The following is a 24,722-nucleotide window of genomic DNA, read 5'->3' on the forward strand; positions in this document are numbered from 1 at the left end:
AGAAAAAGACGGAATTGCCAATCCGGTCACGAAGTATATAGGTACAGAGAAAAATAGGGGGCAATATCAGAAGCTAATTAGGGGGACTACATATGCTAGAATTTGAAGCTAATATCGATCAATTTGCCACTATAAAAGTAATTGGGGTTGGCGGCGGCGGAAATAATGCCGTGAACCGGATGATTGAGGACGGCGTGCAGGGAGTGGAGTTCATTGCCGTGAATACAGATGCGCAGGCTCTCAACATGTCAAAAGCGGAGGTCACGATGCAAATCGGCGGTTCGCTGACCAGAGGCCTGGGGGCCGGAGCAAATCCTGAAATCGGTAAAAAGGCTGTTGAGGAAAGCAGGCAGCAGATCAGGGATGTCTTGCAAGGTGCTGACATGGTGTTCGTAACGGCCGGAATGGGCGGCGGAACCGGGACTGGAGCTGCACCGGAGATAGCCCATATTGCGCGCGAACTTGGCGCACTAACTATTGGAGTAGTGACTCGTCCGTTCACTTTTGAAGGCCGCAAGCGGGCGCAAAATGCGGCATCCGGAATTGAAGAGATGAAGAAAGCTGTCAATACCTTAATCATCATACCAAACGAGCGATTGTTGGAAATCGTCGATAAGAAAACGCCGATGCTTGAAGCCTTCCGTGAGGCGGACAATGTCCTCAGACAGGGTGTCCAGGGCATTTCCGACTTGATTGCGGTACCAGGCTTGATTAACCTGGACTTTGCTGACGTGAAAACGATTATGTCCCATAATGGAACGGCGCTCATGGGCATTGGAGTGGCTTCAGGCGATGACCGTGCTGCTGAGGCTGCCAAAAAGGCCATCTCCTCACCACTGCTTGAAACAAGCATCAATGGAGCTAAAGGAGTGCTAATGAACATCACCGGCGGAGTGAACCTCAGTTTGTATGAAGTCCAGGAAGCGGCCGATATTGTGGCGGCTGCAACAGATGACCAGTTAAACATGATTTTCGGGTCGGTTATCAATGAAAACCTGACTAATGAAATCATGGTGACTGTAATTGCTACCGGATTCGATCATGATGAGGAGGTAGCACCACCATCGAACACATCGCGCCGTCCTGGAGACATGATTGCCAATTCCCGTGAACAATACCAGGCTCAGTCGAGACAGCGAGAGCCTGTTGCTTATGCAGAATCGAGGGATTACGGTCAACCCCAAAACTACAGCCAATCCGGCAAGTACGGACAGTCCGGCCATTATAGCAAGCAGCCTGCCTACGAGGAGCCAGCAAATTACGACCGTGGTACTCAGCAGCCAGATGACTCGCATGATATTCCAGCGTTCTTGCGGAAGCGAAGCAGAAGGCGGTAAACCTTCGAAAAGAATCCAATCGGGTGTGATTGTTCACAAGATGAGAAATTAAAAGATTAAAGCCTATAATTATAATTAATAGTAAGAGTAGATTAGGTTTGGTAACCAATATAAACAACTTAAAAAATGGATTACATTGTAGTTTCAATGTAATCCATTTTTAAAATTGAACGGAAAAATTTATAGGGGATGATTTTATTATATTATAAAAGATGAATTAAAATAGACCATCAAATACTACTATATTCAATGGTCTATTTCCCTTGCATAGATTAAGCTTTTGACAGGTTAGAGAATCTGTAAGGGAACTCTCCCACCTTCTTTTGGTTTATTTTCGTTTGCCTTTCAGGTTGACTCCGATTGCTGCTCCGTTTCTGCTTGAGTCAGCAACTCCTTTAAAAATACCATTTTCACGATCGATGAGAATGCTTTGTACATTCCCAATCGTTGTTGGACTAGGACCAAATTTATGGCCCATCGTGTTCAGTTGGCTAATCGTATCAGCGCTAATGCCTTTTTCATACCGATAGGAATTAAGATTGTTGGTATAGATTCTTGGCTCTTCGACTGCATCTTTGAGTTCCATATCGTACTCAATTGCATGGATAATGGTTTGCAGTACTGATGTTATGATGGTCGGGCCTCCAGGGGAGCCTACGGTTAAGACTGGTTCACCTTCGTTATCAAAAACGATAGTCGGTGTCATGCTGCTCAGTGGGCGTTTGTTTGGCTGGACTTCATTCGCGCCGCCTGGGACTGCGTCGAAGTCGGTCAATTCATTGTTCAGCATGAATCCATAACCAGGCACCATGATGCCTGTTCCAAAAACCTGTTCAATGGTTGTTGTGTAGGAGACGACATTTCCCCATCTGTCTGTAACCGAAAAATGTGTTGTTTCTCCATATTTCCGATCATTTGGCTGGCTTGCTTTTGCATAGTTGGCTTCGGAATCTTCGTACTTCCAAGGGTCGCCGGCTGTTGGATTTTGATTGACTGAATCCAGACTGATCAGTTCCTGGCGCTCCTTGATATAATCCGGGTGTAGAAGTCCACTCACAGGCACATTGACAAATTCAGGGTCACCAGCGTATGCTGCTCGGTCCGCGTAGGCAAGGTGCATGGCTTCGGCCAGAAGATGATATTTTTCTGCAGATCTAACATCATATTGTGACAGATTGAAATCATCAAGGATTTTCAGCATTTGCAGCAGGAAGACACCGCCTGAGCTTGGTGGTGGCATGCTGGCAATTTCGTAGCCTTGATAGTCTCCCCACACTGGCTCATCCACTGTTACATCATATTTTTCCAGGTCCTCTGAAGTCATTGAACCTCCAAATTCCTGGACAACGTCTGCAACCGCATCGGCGATATCTCCTTTATAAAATGCATCCGAACCTTGCGAGCGAATCAGCTTAAAGGTTTTAGCCAAATCGTCCTGAACAAGAACATCTCCCTCTTGAAGTGGCTCTCCGCCAGGCAGGAAGACCTCACTTGCTGCAGATCTTGATAACTTGTCCTGATTATCCGCAATCGCATCTGCCAGGACCGAATCAATCGGGAATCCCTTGTCAGCGAGCTTAACGGCCGGTCCAATCAGCTGTTGCAGCGGGCGAGTTCCCCACATTTCAAGCGCTGTTTCGAGCCCCTTCAGCGTACCCGGCACTCCCACTGCTGTACCGCCAGTTGATCGAGTGGAGAAAGGAATTGGATTTCCGTTCTGATCCAGGAACATATCTGGTGTCGCGCCTTCAGGAGCACGCTCGCGACTGTTCACAATCTTGGTTTCCTTTGTTTTTCCGTCATAAACCATCATGAAACCGCCGCCGCCGATTCCGGACATCATGGGCTCTACTACTGTCAGTGCAAACTGGATGGCAACAGCAGCATCAACCGCATTTCCTCCCTTGCGAAGAACTTCGGCACCAATCTAAGATGCAAGAGGATGGGCTGTTGCAACCATACCATCTTTGCCAACATCAACCTGGCTGTACTGGTCGTAGCTGAATTGCGGTTTTTTAGCCAGTCCCGCTGCAGGCATGGTACCGGCGAGCAACAGAACACTTAGCAGAGCAAATAGCCCAGTACGTAAGAAACTTTTCATGTGAATCCCTCCTGTTTAATTTTGGAATCATCCTCATGTTAGGGGAAAAGAGAGATTGATAGCAAATAATTAGCTGAATTTTCTCAATTTTAAATCTTTATTACTAGCTGTACTGAAAAGTTTAGTAAAAAAGGCACCTCTACAAGTTAGGGCAAAAGAATGATTAAGCTTTGAGCCTCAATTTAATTGTGTGTTCTAAATTTTCGATTGTCTGGTAAAAAGGAATCCGTAGGTTTCAAATGGAATAAATATACAAGAGGTTTCTTTATATGGAGGTGAATTCATGCTAAACGAAGCGATCAAAGCAGTTGAGGAGTATCGTTCTGTTTTAAACACCAGTGATGTGAATGAAGTGAACAAATGGATTTCAAGTGAGTTTATTGGGTATTTTGGATATTACAATGACCGGGATTACGAGGTTTATAATGGGGACTCTTATAAAAGATCAAATATTGAAACCTTTGAGTCATATAAAGGGCAAAATCCTCAATGGCAATATACAGATTTAACTCGAAATTGTCGGTCGGAAAATGAAATTATTTATTCAACAATAATCGATTTCTATTTATCTGGTGAGAAAGTAGCAAGTGCATTGGCAATTGAAATATTTAAAAAAGAACAGGAAGGCTGGAGGTTATATAGACAGCATATGGAGAGATATTCTTCTGGTTGGTAAAATTCCGGAAAATATTTTTTATTAATTGGGTTATAGCATTGTATAGAGGGGCAAAAAAATGACAATAACACTACAAAACTGTACTCTTGCAGATTTAGAAACGCTTCAAGACATAAGTATCGAAACATTTAACGAAACCTTTAAGGCACATAATTCTCCTGAGAATATGAGTGCCTATTTGAAGAACGCGTTTAACTTAGAACAACTGGAAGGCGAGCTATCCAATCCTTCATCACAATTCTTTTTCGTATATTACCATGATGAATTGGCTGGATATTTGAAGGTTAATACCAATGATGCTCAAACTGAAGAAATGGGTAATGACTCTATTGAAATTGAAAGAATTTACGTGAAAAATAAATTTCAGAAGCTTGGGATTGGCCAGTATCTTTTTAATATGGCTATGGAAATTGCTATGGACAGCGGTAAAAAGAGAATCTGGCTCGGTGTATGGGAAAAGAATGAAAATGCCATCGCTTTTTACAAAAAGTTGGGGTTTATCCAAACTGGAAAGCACTCTTTTTACATGGGGGATGATGAACAAATAGACTTCATCATGACTAAGACACTGTAATGTGACTTGATTAAAACCAATAGATGATCAGCTTTCTTAACTTATGTAAATAACCTATACTTAAAAAAAGCCGACTATATGCCAGTGGTGGATAAAAACCTGCATATGATCGGCTTTTTTCTCACATTATGTTTTTAATGTGACGATAATTTCTATCTCAGACGTTTTATCCGAACAATATTCAATTTAATGTGACGATAATTTCCATCTCAGGCGTATGATCCGCACAATATTCAATTTAATGTGACGATAAATTCCTTCTCAGGCTTTTTATCCGAACAATATTCAATTTAATGTGACGATAATTTCTATCTCAGGCTTTTTATCCGCACAATATTCTATTTAATGTGACGATAAATTCCTTCTCAGGCTTTTTATCCGCACAATATTCAATTTAATGTGACGATAAATTCCTTCTCAGGCTTTTTATCCGCACAATATTCAATTTAATGTGACGATAAATTCCATCTCAGGCTTTTTATCCGCACAATATTCTATTTAATGTGACGATAATTTCCATCTCAGGCGTATGATCCGAACAATATTCAATTTAATGTGACGATAAATTCCATCCCAGACTTTTTATCCGCCCAATATTCAATTTAATGTGACGATAAATTCCTTCTCAGGCTTTTTATCCGCACAATATTCAATTTAATGTGACGATAAATTCCATCCCAGGCGTATGATCCGCCCAATATTCAATTTAATGTGACGATAAATTCCTACCCGAGCGGTTTATCCGCACGATGTTCTTTTGGGTCCTCTGTGCGTCCTGCAAAAATTAATACTGTTATGTATGTAAGCGAAGAATGTCATGCCACCCGGTTAACCCTGATCTTTAAGTGATTAGTAGGTCTAAAGTCCAAATAGAAGTTTGTCTTTTGTTGTCTAAATATTCATTCTTTTTACACTATTAATATAGTACTAACTTAAACTATCATTTATTTAGCGTCCCGAAAGGTATAAAAAGGAGGGGAGATATGAAGGGGGCGACGACTTTTCGGAAGGGGTACATAAATGAAATCGTTTAAGAGGTTAGTAAAAATTACATCGGCTATTATGATCCTTATGGTTGCATTCAGCTCTGCATCATATGCAGCACTTCAGCCTGGGGGACCATCCACGAACGGCAATACGAACATTAACAGCACCCTGTCTTACCAGGAAGTTGTCAAAATCCTTGAAGACCTCGAGAGAACAAGCAAAGGAAAGGTTGATGTCTTTACACTCGACCAGTATGGGAAGTCAGAACAGGGTCGAAGCATTTATGTCGCAAAAGTTGGGACAGGCACTCAGAAAATTTGGATCCAAGCCCAAATCCACGGTAATGAGAAACTGGTTACCGAAGCAGCACTCCAGCTTTTAAAGACTTACGCACAGAGCGGAGAGAAGGATGTTGAGAGGGTTCTGGAAGAGTCTACACTTTATTTCATCCCCATGTACAATCCGGATGGAGCAGAAATGAACCTGCGTCAAACCAAACTTGCGAATAGCGGTAAATTGATTGATCTTAATCGTGATTGGACGGCAGCTGGTTTTGAAGCAGTGGAATCCAGAGTGGTTTATGCCTACTGGGCAGACGTGAACCCTGATTTTGCGATAGACCTTCACCATCAGGGGTTTAAACAAGTTTATGGCACGAACGAATCCACGTCATTCTCCCTTGGAATCTCACTTGCTCCAGACGGGCCAACATTGCCTGGTACCGGCTATAACGAAATCACCAAGCAAATGATGGCGTATGTTTATGATGAGTTGAAAGATTACGGATACACCCATATTGACCGTTACCAGGTTGCTGTGAATCGAGAAGCAGGAATCGGCTATGATATCGATATCAGGGGCGGTGTTGTTTCGGCGATGATGATGGGGCTAAACTACAATAACTTGAATCCTGAAGGCCATAGCCATCCTGCAGTATTTTTCGAAACAAAAGGGAATTCTTCTGATGGCAGCCTTGGCCAAAAGTCAAATGGCTACCTGACAAAGCAGAATTACCTGGCATTGAAGTCATTGGTCCATGGATATGTAACCGGTGAAGTTGAGAAAGTGAACCCAGATGACTGGTATAACATCCCGTATTATCCTCTCGCTGGATACTTTACAGATTATAATGGGGTCGTCCCTGCAGGAGCAGACAACAGGTATTAATATCCTTTTGAGAGAGTGTCGTAAAAGGCACTCTCTTTTTTCGCGGATTTTTTAGGAAGAAAAAGTTAATGGAATAATTGGTATTTTTAGCAATAAAGTTCCAGAATACATTTATAATAGAGTCATAGAGTTTATTTCATGGTTAATTGTATTGGGGGAAGTGGAATGGAAACAACGTTATTCCCAAAGGTAGTTTTAAGGGAGCTAACTTTACAGGATGCTGAGGATCGGTATATCTGGTGTCTGGACAAAGAAGTAACCAAACATTTAAATATGCCAGAGAAATATCCTCCCTTCAGCATGGAAGAGACAGAAACATGGATAAAAATGTGTATGACTAAGACAAATGGATATGAACAAAAAGCTATCATGACCCAACAGGGTAAACACATCGGCTGGATTGATTTAAAGAACATTGATAGGTTAAACAAGCATGCAGAGTTAGGTATTGCGATAGGCGATAAAAGTTACTGGGGTAAAGGGTATGGCTTATCAGCAATGAACGAAATGCTATTATGGGGATTTAAAGAATTGGAGTTAAATAAGATATGGCTTAGAGTGGAGATAGATAATGAAAAAGCCATTAAGTCTTATAAGAAAATGGGTTACATAGAAGAAGGAATCCTGAGAGAAGACCGATTAAGAAACGGTGAATTTGTCGATCGGTTAAGAATGAGCATTCTTAAAAATGAATTTTACAGCAAAGTGGGTATTTAGCGTAAGAAGCTTGAAACGTTTTTAGCAATGGATCGTAATTAAACATACTAGACTTGGAGGTGTCAAAATGTACGAATATCAATTTGTAGAAACTTCACTCGGAGGATTTTTCTCTTCGCCAACACATCAGGAAACTATTAGTGAGTATGCGGCTGAGGGCTGGAGATTGGTACAGGTGTTGCCTTTACAGTACAATGGCCACGGAAAACCTACTTCTTATGAGATCATCTTTGAAAGACCGGTTCAGGATTAGTCTATAAACCGTTCAGTTTGAGAGGCGAACGGATGATCAGATATTCGAGTGGGTATAAGAATGCATAAGCGGAGAATTTCCGGCTATTGTAAAAAATGACGTTTATGAAGAAGAAATAAGCGGAGAATTTCCGTTTAACTGATATAAAACTGAAAAAATCCAACTATTTTGAGTCAATAAGCGGAAAAATTCCCCTTATTTTGAAGGAAACAAGGCTTGTTTCTAATTTAAGCGGAATTCTTCCGTTTATTTTTTATACAACACATTTTTAAAAATTCCTTAAGGAATATATTCATGATTATAGGGTAAAATCATTGCAATATTTGCAATGCCTTTAGCTGACTCTGAGCGGTTCTTCCTTTATAGGGTGCTGGCTGGCTTCGGGACTAGACTCTTTTTTCAAAGCCAACAAAAGAATCATTCCGATGATGCAAGCTGTACCAACCCATTGGAAAAAACCAAAGGGTTCTTTTAGCCAAAAGACCGTGGTTAGTACAGCGGCTAGTGGCTCAATGCTGCCTAAGAGACTTGATTCCTTTGCCTGAAGACTTTGCAGGCTTTCAATATAGAACCAAAATGCAATCATCGTACCGAAGATAATGACAAAGACTAAATATAAATAAGCTTCTAAATTCAATGTCTCAAAGTTCATTTGCCACGGTGGATGGATCAAGCTTAATGCAAACCCACCAATGATCATCGCCCAACCCACAATGACAAGTGAATCAAACTGCTTTAGTAATGGAATGGCATATAGAGTATAAAACGCTAAAGCTCCGCCAGATAACACACCCCAAACAATGGCAGGTGGCGGCACAGATAATTGAGAAATTGAGCCGTTAGTTAATAAGAAGAAACTACCTATTAAAGCCAGGGAAACAGTCAACATATCTCTGCGTGTGAGGACTGTTTGTTTACGTAAAATTAAGTATACGATGATCATTATCGGTGCTAGATACTGCAAGAGCGTTGCTACAGCAGCGTTTCCATGTTTTATTGAGGCCATATATGTGTATTGAACCGCCAGCATACCGAGTAAGCCGAAGATCATCAAAGGGACAGCTGTGCTTCGATTTTTCCAAACACCAAGTATTTGGGAACGATCACCTCTGAAAAATTGAACTGTTAAAAGTAAAAAACCAGCTATAAGCAGCCGGGCCGTTACCAGCCAGTTTACATCGATCTGAAAATCTTGAAAAAGCTTTTTAGCAACTGTACCACCAATCCCCCAAAACACCGCTCCGGTTATGACTAGAAATATTCCCTTTCGTCTATTCATAGTTGGTTCTCCACCTTTAATTATAAGGATAGTATATGATAGTTTATATGATAAGCAGAAAAGCTCTGAATTAATACTTAAATCGAATTAAAAATACAAGAATATTGAGGTGGGAACCAAATTCCACCGTCACAGATGTTGCCTGCCAAGTAGTTTTAACAGCACAAGCTATTTCATTGATAAGTTCCGGAAATCGATGGACATGACACTATTGGGATACAAAAAGCATAAAAATACTTTAGGTGAAAAGAGAAAATCAATATATCAGAAGGCGTGGCAAAACTGTTCAGTTTACACGTCATTTTTTTGATCATTTATAGTTATCCATCTTAAAAGAAGGATTTTTTGGAAAAATAAAAGAATTAAAGAAGAGAGAATATACTAGGAGTCTTTTTATGATAAAACTATACATTACGAGGCACGGAGAAACAATCTGGAATACGGAAAAAAGAATGCAGGGATGGCTGGATTCAAGCCTGACGGACAATGGCAAGAAAAATGCAGAGTCTTTAGGAGAAAGCTTAAAGGTTATTGAATTTGAAGCGGTATACTCGAGTCCTAGCGGGAGAACAAAAACTACTACTGAACTGGTAAAAGGCGATCGAAACATACCTGTTATTTTCGATGATAACCTTAGGGAAATGAACCTGGGAATTTGGGAAGGTCAAACGATGGATTCAATTAAAGAAACAAACCCTGCAGAGATCGAACATTTTTGGAATGCGCCAGAACTTTTTGTTCCAGTTGGCGGTGAAACCTACAGTGATGTTAGAGAAAGAGCGTTAAAGATCTTAGAAAGAATTAAAAACGACCACTTAACAGGTAACATTCTGATCGTTACTCATTCTGTCATGATCAAAACTTTATTTACTATTTTTAAAGATTCACCTATTGAAGAATTATGGGATCCGCCTTTTATTCATGATACGAGCCTATCAATTGTTGAAATGAACGAAGGTGAATATAAGATCGTTTTGGAAGGAGATATTTCTCATAAATCTCCTAGTGCCGTTAATCAATAATCTTCAAATTTTCAGCTGCCATCAAGGTGGCTTTTTCTTCGATAATCGGTGGATTTTAAAAAGGTAATAAATCAGGAGGGATGCTTAATGTTAGATCGAGTCATTCAGCAATTTGGAATTCGGAAACAATCGATGAATGAGGTTGAAGATTCTCATAGTTCAACAGTCTATAGAAGTACTTTGTCAAAAGGTGAAAATGTTTTCGTTAAAATTCCTTATACAAAACTGAAATTTATGCGGGAGCTAGAAGCGTATGAAATATTAAAAGGAAAAGTGGCCATTCCTGAGCTTTTGGATTATTGGTCAGGTGATGAAGAGTTCCCTGGTGCTTTTTTATTATCTGAACTGAAAGGAAGCTCTTTGACATTGGAGTCACCGCCAACAGTAGCGTTTCAAGTGGGAGTCCTTCAAGCTGAGATGCATACCATTCAACCGCCTGCTGATAAGGTGTTAACTGGGATAAAAAATGAATTTATGAACTGGTCTGATTTTGTTGAAAAGCAATTTTACAGTTTTGCTGAGGATGTAAAAGGTGTCTTGGATCCACAATTATACCGACAAGCGATTGAAAAATTTGAGAATATGAAGCATCTGCTGCCATCTCCGGATGGACCAAGCTTTGTGCATATGGATTTCCGACCTGCCAATATCATCGTTGACGGTAATAAAGTGTCAGGAGTGATTGATTTTGAGAGTGTCCGATTTGGTTCTACAGAAGGTGATTTCACAAAGCTGTATCGTGATTTTTTAAGTTTTAATCCTGCCTTCTATCATTCGTATAAAGAAGGATATAACAGCATCAGGCCATTGATTGACTTAGACATTATCCTGCCTTTTTATCAATTCACAGATGCCTTTAATAGCATCGGTTGGTGCAAGCGTCGAGGAATCGAGAAAAACGCTCTGTTCCTGGAAGAAAATTTAGTGAGATTAAACGATTTTTTACAGTAAAGTGATGGGGTATAGAGACCATTACAAGGGAAGCTAAGGAGATTCGTATGAAATCAAGGTTTAAATCAATAGTATGGTGGTTCGTACTAAGTGTTGTGTTTATTTACCTGGTGGATTTATTTACATTTAAACCTCATGTGATATCTGGGAATGGCAATTTAGGGCTTTTATTTGTCGGGCCAGCACTTATCATCTTTATCTTTTTTGCAATAAGTTTGTGGAAAGGTTTAGGCAATCTGAAATTAAAATATAGCCCTACGATGATGATTGGTTTCGGAGCAATTGCTCTTTTTATCATGTTTTGTATTTTAGAATATAAATTTGCTGCTAATCTAATAAACGATTTAGGTGGTACCCCAAAGGAACCTTCTTCAAAAATATATCGTTATCCCTGGTTAAATCAGTTTACGAACACGATTTTCATTAATTTTTACACCCTGGGGATATTGGCAACTGGACTCACTTTTTTGAACATATTAGTTAAAAGAATAAAAGGGAAATAACTTAAATTATTGATAAATTATATGATTTGGAAAAACATCACTATAATGTATAGGGATTTCAGTGCTAGAAACGGGGGAGAAAAAGTGGAAATACAAAATTCAGTTGCCAAAGTGCTCCGCATCATAGGGTTCGCAGTTATGATAGGCGGCTTTATCCTTGCAACGATTGAGGGTCCCGGAGAATCTAATGGAGGGATGAGTTTAACCGCCTTGTTTTCCGGCTTTGTCACAGGTATGCTTTTCATAGGTTTCTCTGAAGTCATTGCCTTGCTGCAAAAAATTCACCTACAACTTTCTCAGAACGGCTCCAGTGCTCATGCTATGGCAAACGACAAAGACGAGGTTGAACAGCCAAAAGTCCAAAAAGATTGGGAACTGTCACCACAAGACCTTGATGCTATTCAAGAACTGTACCCTGGTCAAAATGTAAGAATCTTAGCCACACCTTTTGAAGATTATTGCGTAATACAGATAGAGGGAGAGGTACACATAGAAGTGGTAGAACTCGGTGGTTTCAAGCCAAAGAAAATAACTGCTGATTCCCAACCTAAACTTTTTCACAAAATACAAGAATGGGTTAACAACCGCTCTTCCGATTAAAATCTGCTAAAGGAAGTTAGGATTCTATCAAAATAAAAAAGAATATTTTAAGGTGATGAAAGATGAGCATCAGTAGTGCAAGTGATCAAAACAAGAAAGCCTGGGAACATCGGGCGTATGAATTTTGGAATAGGCGTTATGGAAAACCAGAGGATTTGGCTGAGCGGCTTATTGAAAATCCGCTAGAACACCTAAAGAAACACAAGTCGTATTTTGATAACATTGCTGGAAAAAAGATTGCCAATCTTTGTGGTTCAAATGGCAGAAAAGCAGTGCCTTTAGCTTTATTGGGTGCGGAAGTTATCGTATTTGATATATCAGAGGAGAATAAACAGTATGCTTTAGAGTTGGCGAATCACTCAAAGACATCTATCGAGTATATTGTCACAGATCTATATGATATCGATCAAAACAAATATGGCGGCCACTTTGACATGCTTTATCTCGAAGGCGGCATCTTACATTACTTCCACGATCTTAACCGCTTATTGTCCTTGCTTTTTTCAATGCTAAAAGCTGATGGTTTGTTGGTTTTAAGCGATTTCCATCCTTTTAGAAAATGTATTACGAAGAAAACAGACGGTCAGTACCGAGTTGAAGATAACTATTTTGATGAAGAGATACATAGCGGAGATGTAGCCTTTAAACATTTTTTTGGTGAGCAAGAGCAAGGAAACTTCCCTGAAGTTCGTGTCAGATACTACACGATCAGTGAAATCATTAATGCTTCCATTGCAGCAGGGTTTAAACTGAAAAAATTCGAAGAACATCGAGGGTGGAATGGCGAAAATATCCCATGGGAATTTACTATTGCTGCTAGTAAGTAAACTGGTAAGCCAAATGATATAAAACTGAATGGAGAACATTATGAAATGGAAAATATTAAAGTCAGAGTATCTTTATAAATCGCCTTTTGGAAATTTGAGAATGGATGAATGTCAACTTCCAAATGGATCTGTTCAAAATGAATACTATGTAAATGAATACTCTGATTGGGTTAACGCCATCGTCATCACCAAGGAAAATAAGGTTGTACTTGTTGAACAATATCGCCATGCTGGCGGTGAATTCTATTTAGAAATTCCTGCTGGCAAAATGGAAGAAAACGAAACATACGAGGAAGGAATACTAAGAGAATTAAGAGAAGAAACGGGATTCACATCAAGCATCATGCCAATAAAATTAGGTGAATACATGGTCAATCCAGCCACTCAAACTAATAAAGTCATAACTTATCTTATTACTGATGCTTATAAAGAATCGGATCAAGATTTAGATGACAATGAAAATATTAAAGTCCACTTGATTGATTTCCTTGAGTTTGGAAAGGCGTTAAAAGAAAATTCAATTAAAACCCAGCTCTTTACAGCAAACGCCTATTATATGGCAAAGGATTTTCTTTGCTGAAAACTCCTTGAATTCTATGGAACAACTTAGAATTTTATAATGCTAATTAAATGGGGGGGAGTGCTCATAATTGAAGGGTTATTATTTGGAGCTATTATCATAATTTCATGTTCCAATAGCCACCGTTGGAACACTTTTTACATCTAGACAATCGATTTCATGTTCCAATAGCCACCGTTGGAACACCATTTTCTTCTGGACAATTGATTTCATGTTCCAATAGCCACGGTTGGAACACTTTTTACATCTAGACAATCGATTTCATGTTCCAATAGCCTTCATTGGAACACTTTTTCCATCTAGACAATCGATTTCATGTTCCAATAGCCACCGTTGAAACACTTTTTTATCTAGACAGTCGATAGCTGGGATCATACTATCTTTGTTTCCGCCGAAAAAGATTAATAGCCTTTATGGATCTAGAACTGCGAGTTCAATGAGAAGGGAGAAAAATTGGGATAAAGCAAATAAATATAGCAGCCGTTTAATGATTATTTTCGGAATAGTAATACATTTAATTTCATTTATTTTTAAAAGTACAATTATAAATCTAATAACGCTAGGCGTTTCAATATTACTTATTTTTATTTTAGTTGAATCCAAAATCTCAAAGTCATGAAGTTAAAGATTTTAAATACCGGCTGTAAAAGTTATTGTACTAAGCTGTCGCCAAAATCAGGCGGCATTTTTTTTACCCAGATGGAAAAAGGAAGGAATCATTTTAATTATTATCGAATTATAATCTACAGAGAAAGATTTGGTATTTAATGGAGGGAATAATGAGTTTACCTACGATAGCTAGAAATACATTAGGCATTATTGGTTTGCCCCTTACACTTTGGAACTTATCTATGAATAGAAAAAACAAAGTTAGCCCGCCTGGACAGATCATTAAAACAAAATTGTCAGAGGTTCATGCAATTGTAAGCGGGGATGGACCTGTCACTGTCATACTTGAAGCAGGGTTCAGTTCAACCTCAATTGATTGGTGTTATATACAACCAGAAATTTCTAAGGTTGCTCGTGTCATTTCATACGATCGAGGGAGTTACGGATGGAGCAAGACGAAGAGGAAAACTATGACCTCTTTAGATAGTGTCGAGGAAATAAGGGAAATCCTTCGTCACCTCAAAATAAAACCACCTTATATACTTGTCGGCCATTCATTTGGTGCTCTTTCTATGAGACTCTTTGCAAGTATGTACCCAGATGAGGTTGTAGGCCTTGTTTTAGAGGATGCTGCACACGAGAATCAGTATATGCTTTCTCAGGAGAATATTAAACGTATAAAGAAATTTAAGAGGCTAGTGACATTTGGATATGTGACCTCATTAGTCGGTATACCAAGAGTGTTAAAACAGAAGATAGGCAGGAAGTTCCTTGCAAAGGAATATGATGAATCACTTAACTATATCGGATATACGCTAGGCGCATATAAATCAGCATACCAAGAATATGTGGATTCCATTACATCCGCTTCACAACTATTAGCTGCCAAACCATTGCGGCAGGATTTACCAGTTATTGTGATCAGCGCAAAAAACCAACCTGAAAGCTGGAAGAAAAATCAGCTGCTGTTAACCGAGTTAACCAGCAATACAGAAGAAATTGAAGCAGACACGGGGCACTCAGTCCATCTCGAAAATCCTAAGATTGTAATAGACAGTATTATAAAAATGATAAGAAGAAATCAACCATTCTAATAACAGATGTTAGCGAATCATAAAGCCTGGATAAAAGATTTCTTACTACATTTAGCCTTGTTTTTGCTTTTTCAAATAACGGAGAGACAAGTATATGACGGATATGACTTAATCTTAAAAGTTAAGGGAGATTGCATTTTGAAATCTTTAGAGATAGCTCAACTCCTTGATCTAGACAGTATTGTGAAAATTGATGAGGGAGTAATCGGCAACAATAGAAGGCGTGCATACATAAGGAATTCGATAGAAGACGAGAGATGTATAGTTGTCAAAGATATGAATCATATTGTTGGCTTTTTAATATTTGATACTCGTTTCTTTGATTGTAGCTTTATATCCCTGATCATTGTTAAACCAACTGAAAGACGAAAAGGATATGCTACATCGCTTATTGAATATTTCACAAGCATTTCCCCAACGTTGAAAATTTTTTCTTCAACGAATAAATCGAATCACGAAATGCAAGAAGTTTTTAAGGCAAATGGATTCATACAGAGTGGTTTTATTGAAAATTTAGATGAAGACGATCCAGAGATTATTTACTTTAAATCTATATAATAACTTGTTCGATTTTTTTATACTAAGAATTGTTATGGCGTGTACCATTAAAAAGGAGGAGTTAAGGATGAGAAAAAGTGGAGTTTTTACGTATACAGCATTGGCATTTTCTATGGGTATGGTCTTAGGATTTTTGATCTCTCCAGCAAAGAATGGTTTTGGCAATAATTCTGGTAATAACATAAAAAATTACTATTATAACAACCCTTCAGGAGATGATGAGTCAGCTCGTTAGCTTAGGAAGGAATTGCCCGGAAAGAATTGAATATTAAATATGAGGATGTATCTATATCAAGGAGGGCTAACATGTCAGATAAAAAACCCATTAATGACGCAATGGAGCATATGAGTAACATCGAAGGGTACCCAACCAATGTAGATATAAAAGGTTTACCGAAACCATTAAGATATTTTGGATATTTCATGATCGGCTTCTTTTCACTATCTATACTCTTTATCATTATAGCTAAATTTTTGACGTAACAATCGACTCTCTAACCGGCTGCTTAAAGCCGGCTTTTTATTAAGCGAAAGCGGAAGTTGAGCACAAGAACTGTGATTTTTGAAGACAAAGGGGCAAGTAATGATTAGAAAAACCGGTGTCATTTTATTTGTTATTATCTGTTTTTTGATATGGCTGTACTTTGCAATATATGAATCTTCAATTAATAGCTGGTGGACAGTCAACGAGATAAAACAGGCAAGTGGTGATACTGTTCAAATTGGTGTCTCGTTTGTAAAGGTTTTAGGTGGGGCGGTTTTATTTGTTTTAAGTGGCTTTTTAGTCTATTTAATGAGAAAGAGAAATTAATTTTTAAAAAGAGGTGAAGTATGAAGGATAAAATAAGAGACACCTTCGATAGCCTAGCCAGTGTTTATACAAATACAGTGGACATAGAAAGCTTATATAATACCGAATATGAAAGACCCTCAATGTTGAGACAGTTACCACAAAGTTTAACTAATATGGATATTCTTGATGCTGGTTGTGCTGCGGGCTGGTATACTCAGGAATTAGCCAGCAGAGGAGCCAATGTGGTTGCAGCTGATATTAGCCCTGAGATGGTTCGTTCAACTATAAGGCGTGTTGGAGATAAAGCCACTGTTCTCTGTTTGGATCTGGAAGCAAACTTGCCCTTTAAAGATAACTCTTTTGATTTTATTATTAGTTCTTTAACTCTTCATTATATAAAGGATTGGAGTCTTACTTTTAGTGAATTTCAAAGGGTCCTAAAGCCGAATGGAGTATTTTTGTTTTCCATTCACCATCCATTTACAGATGTGAAATTACTCCAGAATGCTCACTATTTCTCTACTGAAATGATTATTGATAACTGGATCAAAGAAGGGAAATCATTTGAGGTTCCCTTTTATCGAAGACCTCTGCATATAATTTTGAACGAAACTCTGAACTATTTCTCAATTGAAAAAGTCATTGAACCAAAGCCTACAATGAACTTCAAGGCAAAAGCACCAGAAAAATATGAAACGCTTATGAACAGCCCTCAATTTCTCATAATTAAAGCCTCTTTGAAATAATGTCTTTAGCGACCGTGTTATTGAAATATACGACTGGTCAGGAAAAGGTTGTGTTGCAGCTTTTTTAAAAAAATTCGGAAAACAAAGGAATCCTCTATGTTTTCATTGAAATAAAATAGATGATAAGGAATAAAAGGGGAGAGTATTATTGGGATCAAGAATAATGCATTCGATTATTGGGGAAAAAATTGCACAGGCATTATCAATTGAGGACAAGACCTCATTTTTGCTTGGAAGCATTGCTCCTGATGCTGTTTTTTCACACCATGAAAAAAATCTATCACATTTCTTTATAGGGGATGTGCACGATTATTCAAGAAGTGTTGATTATAAAGGGTTTATACATAAATATGGTTCGCAAATAGATCATCCTTATATACTGGGGTACTTTGCTCATTTAATTGCTGATGATATTTGGTTAAGAGGATTTTATCTTTCTTGGTTAAAGGACAGAATGGATGCCGATGAAGGACTATATAAGTTATATCATAATGATTTCCGATTACTAAATGGAAAGTTATTAGAACACTATGGCTTAACAGGTGAATTGAGGAAGTCCTTTATTCATTTTCCTTCAATCATCGACTTGGAAGAAGTCACTTCCAAAGATGTTGAAAAATTTGTTCCTTATGTATTAGGAGACATGGAGTACGATAAAGAAGTCATAGATGAAGAGCTTAATGTCTTTACTTTTAATCAGATGGTGGGTTATATAGAGACATCCGTTGATCAGGGAATACTGAACATCAAACCGATTCTTAAAAAACAAACCTACAGATGACCATAAAGTTATTCACACAAAACGGTTAATTTTGTTTATATATAATCACTTTTTAGGGAGCTTTATTAATGAATAAATTCATCGAAAGTATACAGCGTGTCTACCCTAATCTGATCATTAAGGATTTTTATGTTAATGAAATCGGCCAGAATAATGACGTGATTGTTGTTAATGATTCTCTGGTCTTCCGATTTCCAAAATATGAACAAGAGATCGTGCAATTAAGAAGAGAAACCGAGATTTTGAGATACATAGAAAATAAAGTATCTCTGCCAATCCCAGTTCCAGTTTATGAGTTTTTGACGAGTTAGAACCTGGAAAGGTTTTTAGTGGTTATCACTTGATTGAAGGCAATCCTTTGTGGAAAGACAGTCTGCTCGAAATCAAGAATGATGAGCAGGTTAGAGGGCTGGCATCACAACTGGCTTCTTTACTTGCAGAACTACATTCTGCCTCTGGAGAAACAGCAATTTGTGAATTACATTTGGATTTACGTCATCCACGTGAGGAAATGAGTGATCTTTATAAAAAAATTAAACATAAATTATTTCCTTTTATGAGAAAAGAATCCCAAGAGGCAGTAACAGAATCCTTCGAGAATTTACTAAAAGCGGAGTCACTTTCAAATATAAATCTTGCATTGATACATGGGGATTTCGGTGCATCCAACATCTTATGGAACCAAGAAACAAGTGAAATTTCCGGGATCATCGATTTTGGCGGCTCTGGTGTAGGGGATTCGGCATATGACTTTGTAGGAATACTTGCGAGCTATGGCGAAGATTTTTTAAATATGTGTATTGATCGATATCCAAACGGCAAGGAAATAGCTAACCGTGTTCATTTTTATAAAAGTACTTTCGCGATGCAGGAGGCGCTGCATGGGATTGAAAATGACGATCGACAGGCTTTTGAAAATGGAATCAAAGGCTATAGGTAGGATTCTTCTTCTCTTAAAGGGATTTTTTGCAAAAATCCTAAAGCTGCCTAAGAACATTTAAGAAATCTGTATGATAATAAGTAATAAACTGGGGAAGAAGGGGGAAGAAGAGATGCTCCAGAAACTTGGAAAGGCACCGTATTTGCTGCTGGTTATAGCTGCTTTATTTTGGGGCGGCAATGCCGTGGCGGGAAAGTTCCTCGCTGGTTCCCTTCCGCCGGTGACGATTTCGTTCACTCGTCTGGGGATTGGGGTACTGATTATGTCTCCAGTGATCATCAGACTGTTCAAAAATGAAAGAGCTTCACTCCGGGAGCATTTTAAGCTGCTTTTGTTCCTGGCCGTCACGGGTGTGATTGGCTTCAATCTGCTGATCTACTGGGCTGTCAATTATACGACGGCCATCAATGCAACTTTGTTGAACAGCACGAGCCCATTGTTTATTTTCCTGCTGTCCGCACTCTTGATTGGAGAAAAAATGGAGCTGAAGTATTGGATATCAATGGCGATTTCGATGCTTGGGGTGCTAGTCGTCATCACACATGGTTCGGTTGAAAGAATGCTGGCCTTGCAGTTTAATGTTGGGGATTTAATTATGGTGCTGGCGGTCATCTCATGGGCACTGTATTCCATTTATATAAAAAAGATCTCAGGAAAACTCCCTTCTCTGGCAATATTTGGTTTTACCCTAGCGATCGGATTTATGCTGATGATTCCTGCAGTGGCGGTCGAACTGTCAATTGTTCCGGTTGGTACGGTGGGTCTTGAGGAGTGGACTGCTTTATTTTACATAGGAATCTTTCCGTCGATTTGTTCTTTTTTATTATGGAATCGAGGGGTTGCGATGATTGGACCGTCGAAGGCATCGATTTCCTTGAATCTCATCCCGGTGTTTGGAACCCTGTTCGCCTTCTTTGTTCTTGGTGAGGTGATTTCCGTGCCACAGATCATTGGAGGATGTCTAGTTTTTACCGGAGTGTTCATTACTTCTTTTTCGAAAAAGAAAACAGTACAAGTGGCTGAAGAAGCATAGTATTACTAATAGACTAAGCAAAGAGTGTCTCGTAACGATTGGGACACTCTTTTTTATATGCTCGGCGAAAAAGGAAATGACGCTGTTTAGGCGAATTTATTAGGTATTGAATTAAGTATGTTAGTTTATTTTTAGTATAGAGAATTGTAAGGAGGCCATTATGGAATCTTTAAAGCCAATCAAAAGAAGCCCAATAAGAATTTATCTTGGAAAAAAATATTACCGTTCCAAGAGATATTTTGATTGGATCTTTGGGAACAAGAAATTCTCTTTGAAAAAAGAAGTTCATCCGCTGAAATATCAGGTGTTTGCCCATCAAACTTTACTCCTTCGGGAATTGAAGAATGTAGATATGTGGTTACAGCATAATAAGGTAAAGAATCTCGAAATCGCTACTCAAAAGCTGAACAAAATCATCATCCGGCCAGGGGAAACCTTTTCTTATTGGCGTTTACTTGGCAATACAACGAAAAGTAAAGGGTATGTGGATGGAATGATCCTTCATTATGGCAAAGTCACTACCGGGGTAGGTGGGGGGCTATGCCAACTATCGAATTTGATTTATTGGATGACATTACACACTCCCTTAACCGTCACTGAAAGATACCGCCATAGCTATGATGTTTTTCCCGATTCCAAAAGAAGTCAACCTTTTGGAAGTGGAGCTACATGTGCTTATAATTATCTTGACTTACAGATTAAAAATGAAACGAATAACACTTATCAATTAGTAGTTTATCTAAATGACACCCATTTAGTTGGTGAATGGAGATCAGATTCACCTCCACTCCAAACATATGAAGTATATGAACGTGAGCACGCAATCACTTTAGAATATTGGGGAGGATATGTCAGGCATAATCGAATTCATCGTAAAGTATATAACCATGATAAAATACAGATTGATGATCAGTTCGTTACAGAAAATCACGCGATTATGATGTATGAACCTTTGCTGGAGCAAGACATTGTCAAAAATATTTGATGTGTGTACTTTTGTGTTAGTTTACAAGGTCATACAGAATTTATGCTCATAAATAAGTAGAACGTGTTGCAAGCTTTGGAAATAGTGAAAATAGTATATAGGAGGATTACATATGTACGAAGAAGGTTTTGTTAAGGTTACTGGCGGAAGAGTCTGGTATGAGGTTTACAATAAGGAAGCAGAAGGGACACCTGTGATTATTTTACATGGAGGGCCAGGATCTTCGACTTATTCGTTAAAGGGATTGAAGGCGCTTGGAAAGGATCGCCCTGTGGTAATGTATGATCAGCTTGGCTGCGGAAAGTCGGACCGTCCGAATGATCTTTCATTATGGAAGATTGAACGGTTCGTTGAGGAGCTAGGGCAAGTTCGGGAGGCACTTGAGCTCAAAGAAGTACATATTCTTGGACATTCCTGGGGTACGACATTGGCGGCGGCTTATGTTCTGACAAAGCCAATTGGAGTAAAGAGTGTCATTTTTTCAAGTCCATGCTTGAGTGCCCCGATGTGGGAAGAGGATCAGAAGCATAATATCGCCAAGCTGCCAGTTGAGGTGCAGGAAACCATTTTGCGCTGCGAAGAAAGCGGAGAGACCGATTCTGAAGAGTTTAAGGCTGCAATTAAAGAGTTTAATGAGCAATTCGTTTTCCGCGGTGAGCCAGATTTGGAATGGCTTAAGGCAGGAGCGGGCATGAAGAACCCTGTTGTGTATGAAACGATGTGGGGACCTTCAGAATTTACGGTGAAGGGAAATCTCAAGACATTTGATTGTACCTCTCAATTAAATGAAATCGACAGTCCAACGCTCTATACTTGCGGCCGTTATGATGAAGCGACTCCGGAATCGACGGAGTTTTACGCCAAGTTGACACCAGGAGCAGAGTTCCATGTTTTTGAAAAAAGTGCCCATATGCCATATATGGAAGAGCCGGAAGAATATCTGCAGGTGATTGGTGATTTTCTTATGAAAGAAGATCGGCAGGTGTGACTTTTGCTATACTCCCTTGTGAAACCTTTATGCTATGTTAATAGTGTTAATTAAGTCATAAAGGAGTTTTTTCTCATGAGCTGTGGATGTTCTAGATTAGAAGATGGCAAAGCGATTGTTGACCATGTGAAAAGCAAGGGCAAGGAAAAGATAAAGCCACGTATCGCGCACCAGATTGCTTGCGAATGCGGTGAAATGTTCACGATGGAAACGGTCATCACAAACTGCCCAAGCTGCGGCATGACATACGGCGTTACACCTTGCAGTTCCGGGGATCTCAATAAGGTCAAGGCTGCTGGAATCCAATACGCATAATGAAAAAATCTCTCGAGATGTCGAGAGGTTTTTTTGTTGGTCTTGGAATGATGGGAGTGGATTGGGTTGCGGGGAAGAAAATTTAACTGCGCTAATGGATGCTGCCACCCTAGCGGATCAATATGTTCAAATGGGGAGGGACTAGATAGCCGGATCAGCTTCCTCAACATGTTCAAAGTGAGTTTTGAATACTGTATGCTTTTTGCCAAGTTTATTTGTGACGATATAGGTCGCTTCAAACTCTCGATCAACTTCATATTGGTCCCCTACGTTGAATTCCAGCTCTAAGCCTTCATTATTGATGCATTTGACTTTTCTCATAATTATCCTCCTGGGAAATGAATCCTTGTTTTATATAGTTTCGCCTGGAGAGTACATTTTATGTCTTTTTTTTAGAGTGGGTGAGGGTTTGTAATTAAAATGAAAAATTAGTAATAAACCTGTGGATTTCCGATTCGCCAATAAAAATATGAAAATCGCCAATAAAATCTTTTTATAGCCAATAAAATGAAATTATCGCCAATAAAATCTTTTTTTCGCCAATAAAACGGAATTATCGCCTATAAAATTTCAGAACACCTTAAGAATGACTTCCAATTTACGGTTTACACTTAGATGATCCTATTATTATGATAAAATCATAGTTAGACTACAATCGGGGGACCAATTTATGAGTACAAATACATATTTTTATCAATTTTTAGAGCCGATTTCAAAGGAATTGGCATTATTGGCCAAAGAGTTAGAAAATAGTATTTTTTCAAGCCCAAGAACGATGCTTACGCATTCACGGGTGTTTATTGAAAATATTTTGCAGCAGGTGACGAAAGAAGAGGCAATTGCTGTGGATGCTAGGACTGGTTTGAAGGAGCAGCTGGATTTGCTCAATGACCAGGGTTACTTGATTCCTGAGATTCGCGACGCACTGCATTTGGTGAGGAGAATGGGAAACCAGGCGGCACATGATGCGCGGATGTTTCGCTTTTCTGAGGCGCTTTTATCATGGGAAGCTTTGTATAGCATTGTGAAATGGTATGTTGAGGTGTACGGTCCAGTGGATGTGGTCGTGCCGGAATATCAGGATCCATCCCCGCAGGCAGAAAAGGCGTTCGACATGACCGAGCTTGAGATCAGGTTGAAGGGATTGGAGGACCTGTTGAAAAATCCTCCTCTGCAACAAGCTGAAACTCAGGCACAGGAAGAAGTAGCGGCGGCTGTTGCTGCACCTGCTGCAGAGGTCCAGGAAACACCCGGCTTCACACCGATCCGGACGATCACTTACAAAGGAAGGTCTCTTGAGATTCCATATTTCTTGCGTGATGCATTTCTGTTGCCGCAGCGTTTCGATAAATCGGAAACCTTTCTTATCCGCCTCGGTGCTGAGCAGGAAGCGCGGATCATGAGTGAGCTTCCTGGCAATCTTGATGGCCTGCACAAAAATGTGAAACGATACAACGAGAAGAATGATGAGCAGTTTTTCGAAGAGCTTGGAGCCTTCATCGAAGAAGAGAAAGTTCGCCGGCACCTGACAATGAAGCGTCAGGGGGAGCTGTTCTTCTTTTACAAAGCGAGTCATATTGTTGTGACAGAAGAATTGAAAAAGGTTCCACTAACTTCGGAGGAATTCACAGGAATTCCAAGTTTGTTAAGGCAGTTGAATGAAGATCAAATCTATACTGTTGGCCAGCTTCCAATGGAGCTTGTCATTTTAGCGAAGTATGACAATGTAGGTGTAGGGACTGTTGAGAAATTGTTCGATCAGTTGAAGGCAAAGGTAACGAATAATGCTGACCAGGCAGATGGCGACATTCCAGAGGAGCGGAAAGGTTACAAGAAATGGGAAACATTATATGTGAATGTGAGGCTCAGAGCCCAAAAGTCAGTAATTGAAGGAAATAGCGTTCCGATTATTTGGAAGGAAGCGTTGAAATGGATCGAAGAAAATCGCCTGCCCCTGCATGATCTTGCAGAAAAAGGAATCATTCTTGGTTCTACTGATAATGGCAAGCGTTATGCCATTGCACTTCAGCCGATACATCCTGATCAGCGGCCATTTACGCAGCTTCATACCTACCAATCACAGCTCTCGGGTGAAGTCTACTACTTAGAAACGAAAATCAATCCGAAGTCGGGACTTGAGACACTGGGTAAGGTCTTGACGCGATTGGGAGTCGAAGTGGATATTCCTTTATTGAAGGATGAATAAACATGACAAAATGCCGTGGTGATGCCACGGCATTTTTTCGTTCTTAGGAAATTATTAAATTAATTAGTTGTGGTAACTATATAAGTTATTGTAATCCTGC

29 protein-coding genes and 2 pseudogenes are annotated in these 24,722 nt (G+C 39.3%); 28 read left to right on the forward strand and 3 right to left on the reverse strand.

Annotated elements, in window-relative coordinates; genetic code table 11:
* The first annotated feature begins 92 nt into the window (after positions 1-92).
* A complete protein-coding gene (gene ftsZ / locus J7E37_RS20995; protein WP_215026897.1) occupies positions 93-1,337 on the forward strand; it encodes a cell division protein FtsZ in 1,245 nt (414 codons plus the stop codon).
* A 328-nt stretch (positions 1,338-1,665) separates the two neighbouring features.
* Here the strand turns inward: ftsZ and ggt are convergent.
* Positions 1,666-3,438, reverse strand: a pseudogene (ggt, locus tag J7E37_RS21000) (gamma-glutamyltransferase).
* A gap of 283 nt (positions 3,439-3,721) precedes the next feature.
* Between ggt and J7E37_RS21005 the strand changes: the two are divergent.
* From J7E37_RS21005 to J7E37_RS21025, 5 genes are all read left to right on the forward strand, one after another.
* Positions 3,722-4,114 (forward strand): DUF4440 domain-containing protein, encoded by a 393-nt coding sequence (locus J7E37_RS21005; protein ID WP_215026900.1) that lies wholly within the window; start codon positions 3,722-3,724, stop codon positions 4,112-4,114.
* Between the two features lie 58 nt (positions 4,115-4,172).
* Positions 4,173-4,688, forward strand: coding sequence for a spermidine/spermine N(1)-acetyltransferase (paiA, locus tag J7E37_RS21010; protein ID WP_215026903.1), 516 nt, complete (start codon positions 4,173-4,175; stop codon positions 4,686-4,688).
* Between the two features lie 1,020 nt (positions 4,689-5,708).
* Entirely contained in the window at positions 5,709-6,842 is a 1,134-nt protein-coding gene (locus J7E37_RS21015; RefSeq protein WP_251009805.1) for a M14 family zinc carboxypeptidase, read from the forward strand.
* Between the two features lie 165 nt (positions 6,843-7,007).
* On the forward strand, positions 7,008-7,559 hold the full coding sequence (locus tag J7E37_RS21020) for a GNAT family N-acetyltransferase (protein ID WP_215026906.1): 552 nt from the start codon (positions 7,008-7,010) through the stop codon (positions 7,557-7,559).
* Positions 7,560-7,626: 67 nt separating this feature from the next.
* A complete protein-coding gene (locus J7E37_RS21025) occupies positions 7,627-7,812 on the forward strand; it encodes a DUF4177 domain-containing protein (protein WP_215026908.1) in 186 nt (61 codons plus the stop codon).
* A gap of 334 nt (positions 7,813-8,146) precedes the next feature.
* On the opposite strand, the gene J7E37_RS21030 is transcribed toward J7E37_RS21025, so the two are convergent.
* The gene (locus tag J7E37_RS21030) at positions 8,147-9,091 is read right to left on the reverse strand and encodes an EamA family transporter (protein WP_215026910.1); all 945 of its coding nucleotides are present in this window, start codon (positions 9,089-9,091) and stop codon (positions 8,147-8,149) included.
* 122 nt (positions 9,092-9,213) lie between these two features.
* Between J7E37_RS21030 and J7E37_RS22675 the strand changes: the two are divergent.
* The 21 genes and pseudogenes from J7E37_RS22675 to J7E37_RS21125 all read left to right on the forward strand — a co-directional run.
* Positions 9,214-9,401 (forward strand): annotated as a pseudogene (locus tag J7E37_RS22675) (hypothetical protein); the annotation flags it as partial.
* Between the two features lie 85 nt (positions 9,402-9,486).
* Positions 9,487-10,113, forward strand: a complete 627-nt coding sequence (locus J7E37_RS21035; protein ID WP_215026912.1) for a histidine phosphatase family protein — start codon at positions 9,487-9,489, stop codon at positions 10,111-10,113.
* A gap of 87 nt (positions 10,114-10,200) precedes the next feature.
* A complete protein-coding gene (locus tag J7E37_RS21040) occupies positions 10,201-11,064 on the forward strand; it encodes a phosphotransferase family protein (RefSeq protein WP_215026914.1) in 864 nt (287 codons plus the stop codon).
* A gap of 47 nt (positions 11,065-11,111) precedes the next feature.
* Positions 11,112-11,567, forward strand: coding sequence for a hypothetical protein (locus tag J7E37_RS21045; RefSeq protein ID WP_215026916.1), 456 nt, complete (start codon positions 11,112-11,114; stop codon positions 11,565-11,567).
* An 84-nt stretch (positions 11,568-11,651) separates the two neighbouring features.
* Positions 11,652-12,167, forward strand: coding sequence for a hypothetical protein (locus tag J7E37_RS21050; RefSeq protein ID WP_215026918.1), 516 nt, complete (start codon positions 11,652-11,654; stop codon positions 12,165-12,167).
* Positions 12,168-12,229: 62 nt separating this feature from the next.
* Positions 12,230-12,994 carry a class I SAM-dependent methyltransferase gene (locus tag J7E37_RS21055; RefSeq protein ID WP_215026921.1) on the forward strand — a complete coding sequence of 255 codons (765 nt, stop codon included), beginning with the start codon at positions 12,230-12,232 and terminating at the stop codon, positions 12,992-12,994.
* Positions 12,995-13,034: 40 nt separating this feature from the next.
* Complete coding sequence (locus J7E37_RS21060; RefSeq protein ID WP_251009806.1) at positions 13,035-13,574, forward strand: NUDIX hydrolase; 540 nt, start codon at positions 13,035-13,037, stop codon at positions 13,572-13,574.
* 382 nt (positions 13,575-13,956) lie between these two features.
* The gene (locus tag J7E37_RS22565) at positions 13,957-14,193 is read left to right on the forward strand and encodes an SdpI family protein (protein WP_215026927.1); all 237 of its coding nucleotides are present in this window, start codon (positions 13,957-13,959) and stop codon (positions 14,191-14,193) included.
* Positions 14,194-14,353: 160 nt separating this feature from the next.
* On the forward strand, positions 14,354-15,277 hold the full coding sequence (locus J7E37_RS21070) for an alpha/beta fold hydrolase (protein ID WP_215026930.1): 924 nt from the start codon (positions 14,354-14,356) through the stop codon (positions 15,275-15,277).
* 138 nt (positions 15,278-15,415) lie between these two features.
* Complete coding sequence (locus tag J7E37_RS21075; protein WP_215026933.1) at positions 15,416-15,835, forward strand: GNAT family N-acetyltransferase; 420 nt, start codon at positions 15,416-15,418, stop codon at positions 15,833-15,835.
* A gap of 67 nt (positions 15,836-15,902) precedes the next feature.
* Entirely contained in the window at positions 15,903-16,070 is a 168-nt protein-coding gene (locus J7E37_RS21080; RefSeq protein WP_214783235.1) for a hypothetical protein, read from the forward strand.
* A 71-nt stretch (positions 16,071-16,141) separates the two neighbouring features.
* On the forward strand, positions 16,142-16,318 hold the full coding sequence (locus tag J7E37_RS21085; protein WP_214783238.1) for an amino acid transporter: 177 nt from the start codon (positions 16,142-16,144) through the stop codon (positions 16,316-16,318).
* A 100-nt stretch (positions 16,319-16,418) separates the two neighbouring features.
* Positions 16,419-16,646, forward strand: coding sequence for a hypothetical protein (locus J7E37_RS21090; protein ID WP_215026936.1), 228 nt, complete (start codon positions 16,419-16,421; stop codon positions 16,644-16,646).
* Between the two features lie 20 nt (positions 16,647-16,666).
* Entirely contained in the window at positions 16,667-17,374 is a 708-nt protein-coding gene (locus tag J7E37_RS21095; RefSeq protein ID WP_214783244.1) for a class I SAM-dependent methyltransferase, read from the forward strand.
* 148 nt (positions 17,375-17,522) lie between these two features.
* Positions 17,523-18,155, forward strand: coding sequence for a hydrolase (locus J7E37_RS21100; protein ID WP_215026939.1), 633 nt, complete (start codon positions 17,523-17,525; stop codon positions 18,153-18,155).
* A gap of 68 nt (positions 18,156-18,223) precedes the next feature.
* On the forward strand, positions 18,224-18,466 hold the full coding sequence (locus tag J7E37_RS22175; protein ID WP_251009807.1) for a hypothetical protein: 243 nt from the start codon (positions 18,224-18,226) through the stop codon (positions 18,464-18,466).
* Between the two features lie 29 nt (positions 18,467-18,495).
* A complete protein-coding gene (locus J7E37_RS21105) occupies positions 18,496-19,095 on the forward strand; it encodes an aminoglycoside phosphotransferase family protein (protein ID WP_251009808.1) in 600 nt (199 codons plus the stop codon).
* Positions 19,096-19,207: 112 nt separating this feature from the next.
* Positions 19,208-20,128 (forward strand): DMT family transporter, encoded by a 921-nt coding sequence (locus J7E37_RS21110; RefSeq protein WP_215026942.1) that lies wholly within the window; start codon positions 19,208-19,210, stop codon positions 20,126-20,128.
* 160 nt (positions 20,129-20,288) lie between these two features.
* Positions 20,289-21,113 (forward strand): VanW family protein, encoded by an 825-nt coding sequence (locus tag J7E37_RS21115; protein ID WP_215026945.1) that lies wholly within the window; start codon positions 20,289-20,291, stop codon positions 21,111-21,113.
* A 112-nt stretch (positions 21,114-21,225) separates the two neighbouring features.
* Positions 21,226-22,101, forward strand: coding sequence for a proline iminopeptidase-family hydrolase (locus J7E37_RS21120; RefSeq protein WP_215026947.1), 876 nt, complete (start codon positions 21,226-21,228; stop codon positions 22,099-22,101).
* 75 nt (positions 22,102-22,176) lie between these two features.
* A complete protein-coding gene (locus J7E37_RS21125) occupies positions 22,177-22,416 on the forward strand; it encodes a hypothetical protein (RefSeq protein WP_215026950.1) in 240 nt (79 codons plus the stop codon).
* 141 nt (positions 22,417-22,557) lie between these two features.
* Here the strand turns inward: J7E37_RS21125 and J7E37_RS21130 are convergent, their stop codons facing one another.
* A complete protein-coding gene (locus J7E37_RS21130) occupies positions 22,558-22,737 on the reverse strand; it encodes a hypothetical protein (RefSeq protein ID WP_214783266.1) in 180 nt (59 codons plus the stop codon).
* Between the two features lie 349 nt (positions 22,738-23,086).
* On the opposite strand from J7E37_RS21130, the gene J7E37_RS21135 reads away from it, so the two are divergent.
* Positions 23,087-24,622, forward strand: a complete 1,536-nt coding sequence (locus J7E37_RS21135; protein WP_251009809.1) for a DUF4145 domain-containing protein — start codon at positions 23,087-23,089, stop codon at positions 24,620-24,622.
* Positions 24,623-24,722 lie beyond the last annotated feature (100 nt).

This window comes from Bacillus sp. ISL-39 (assembly GCF_018613295.1).
Classification (GTDB): domain Bacteria; phylum Bacillota; class Bacilli; order Bacillales; family Cytobacillaceae; genus Mesobacillus.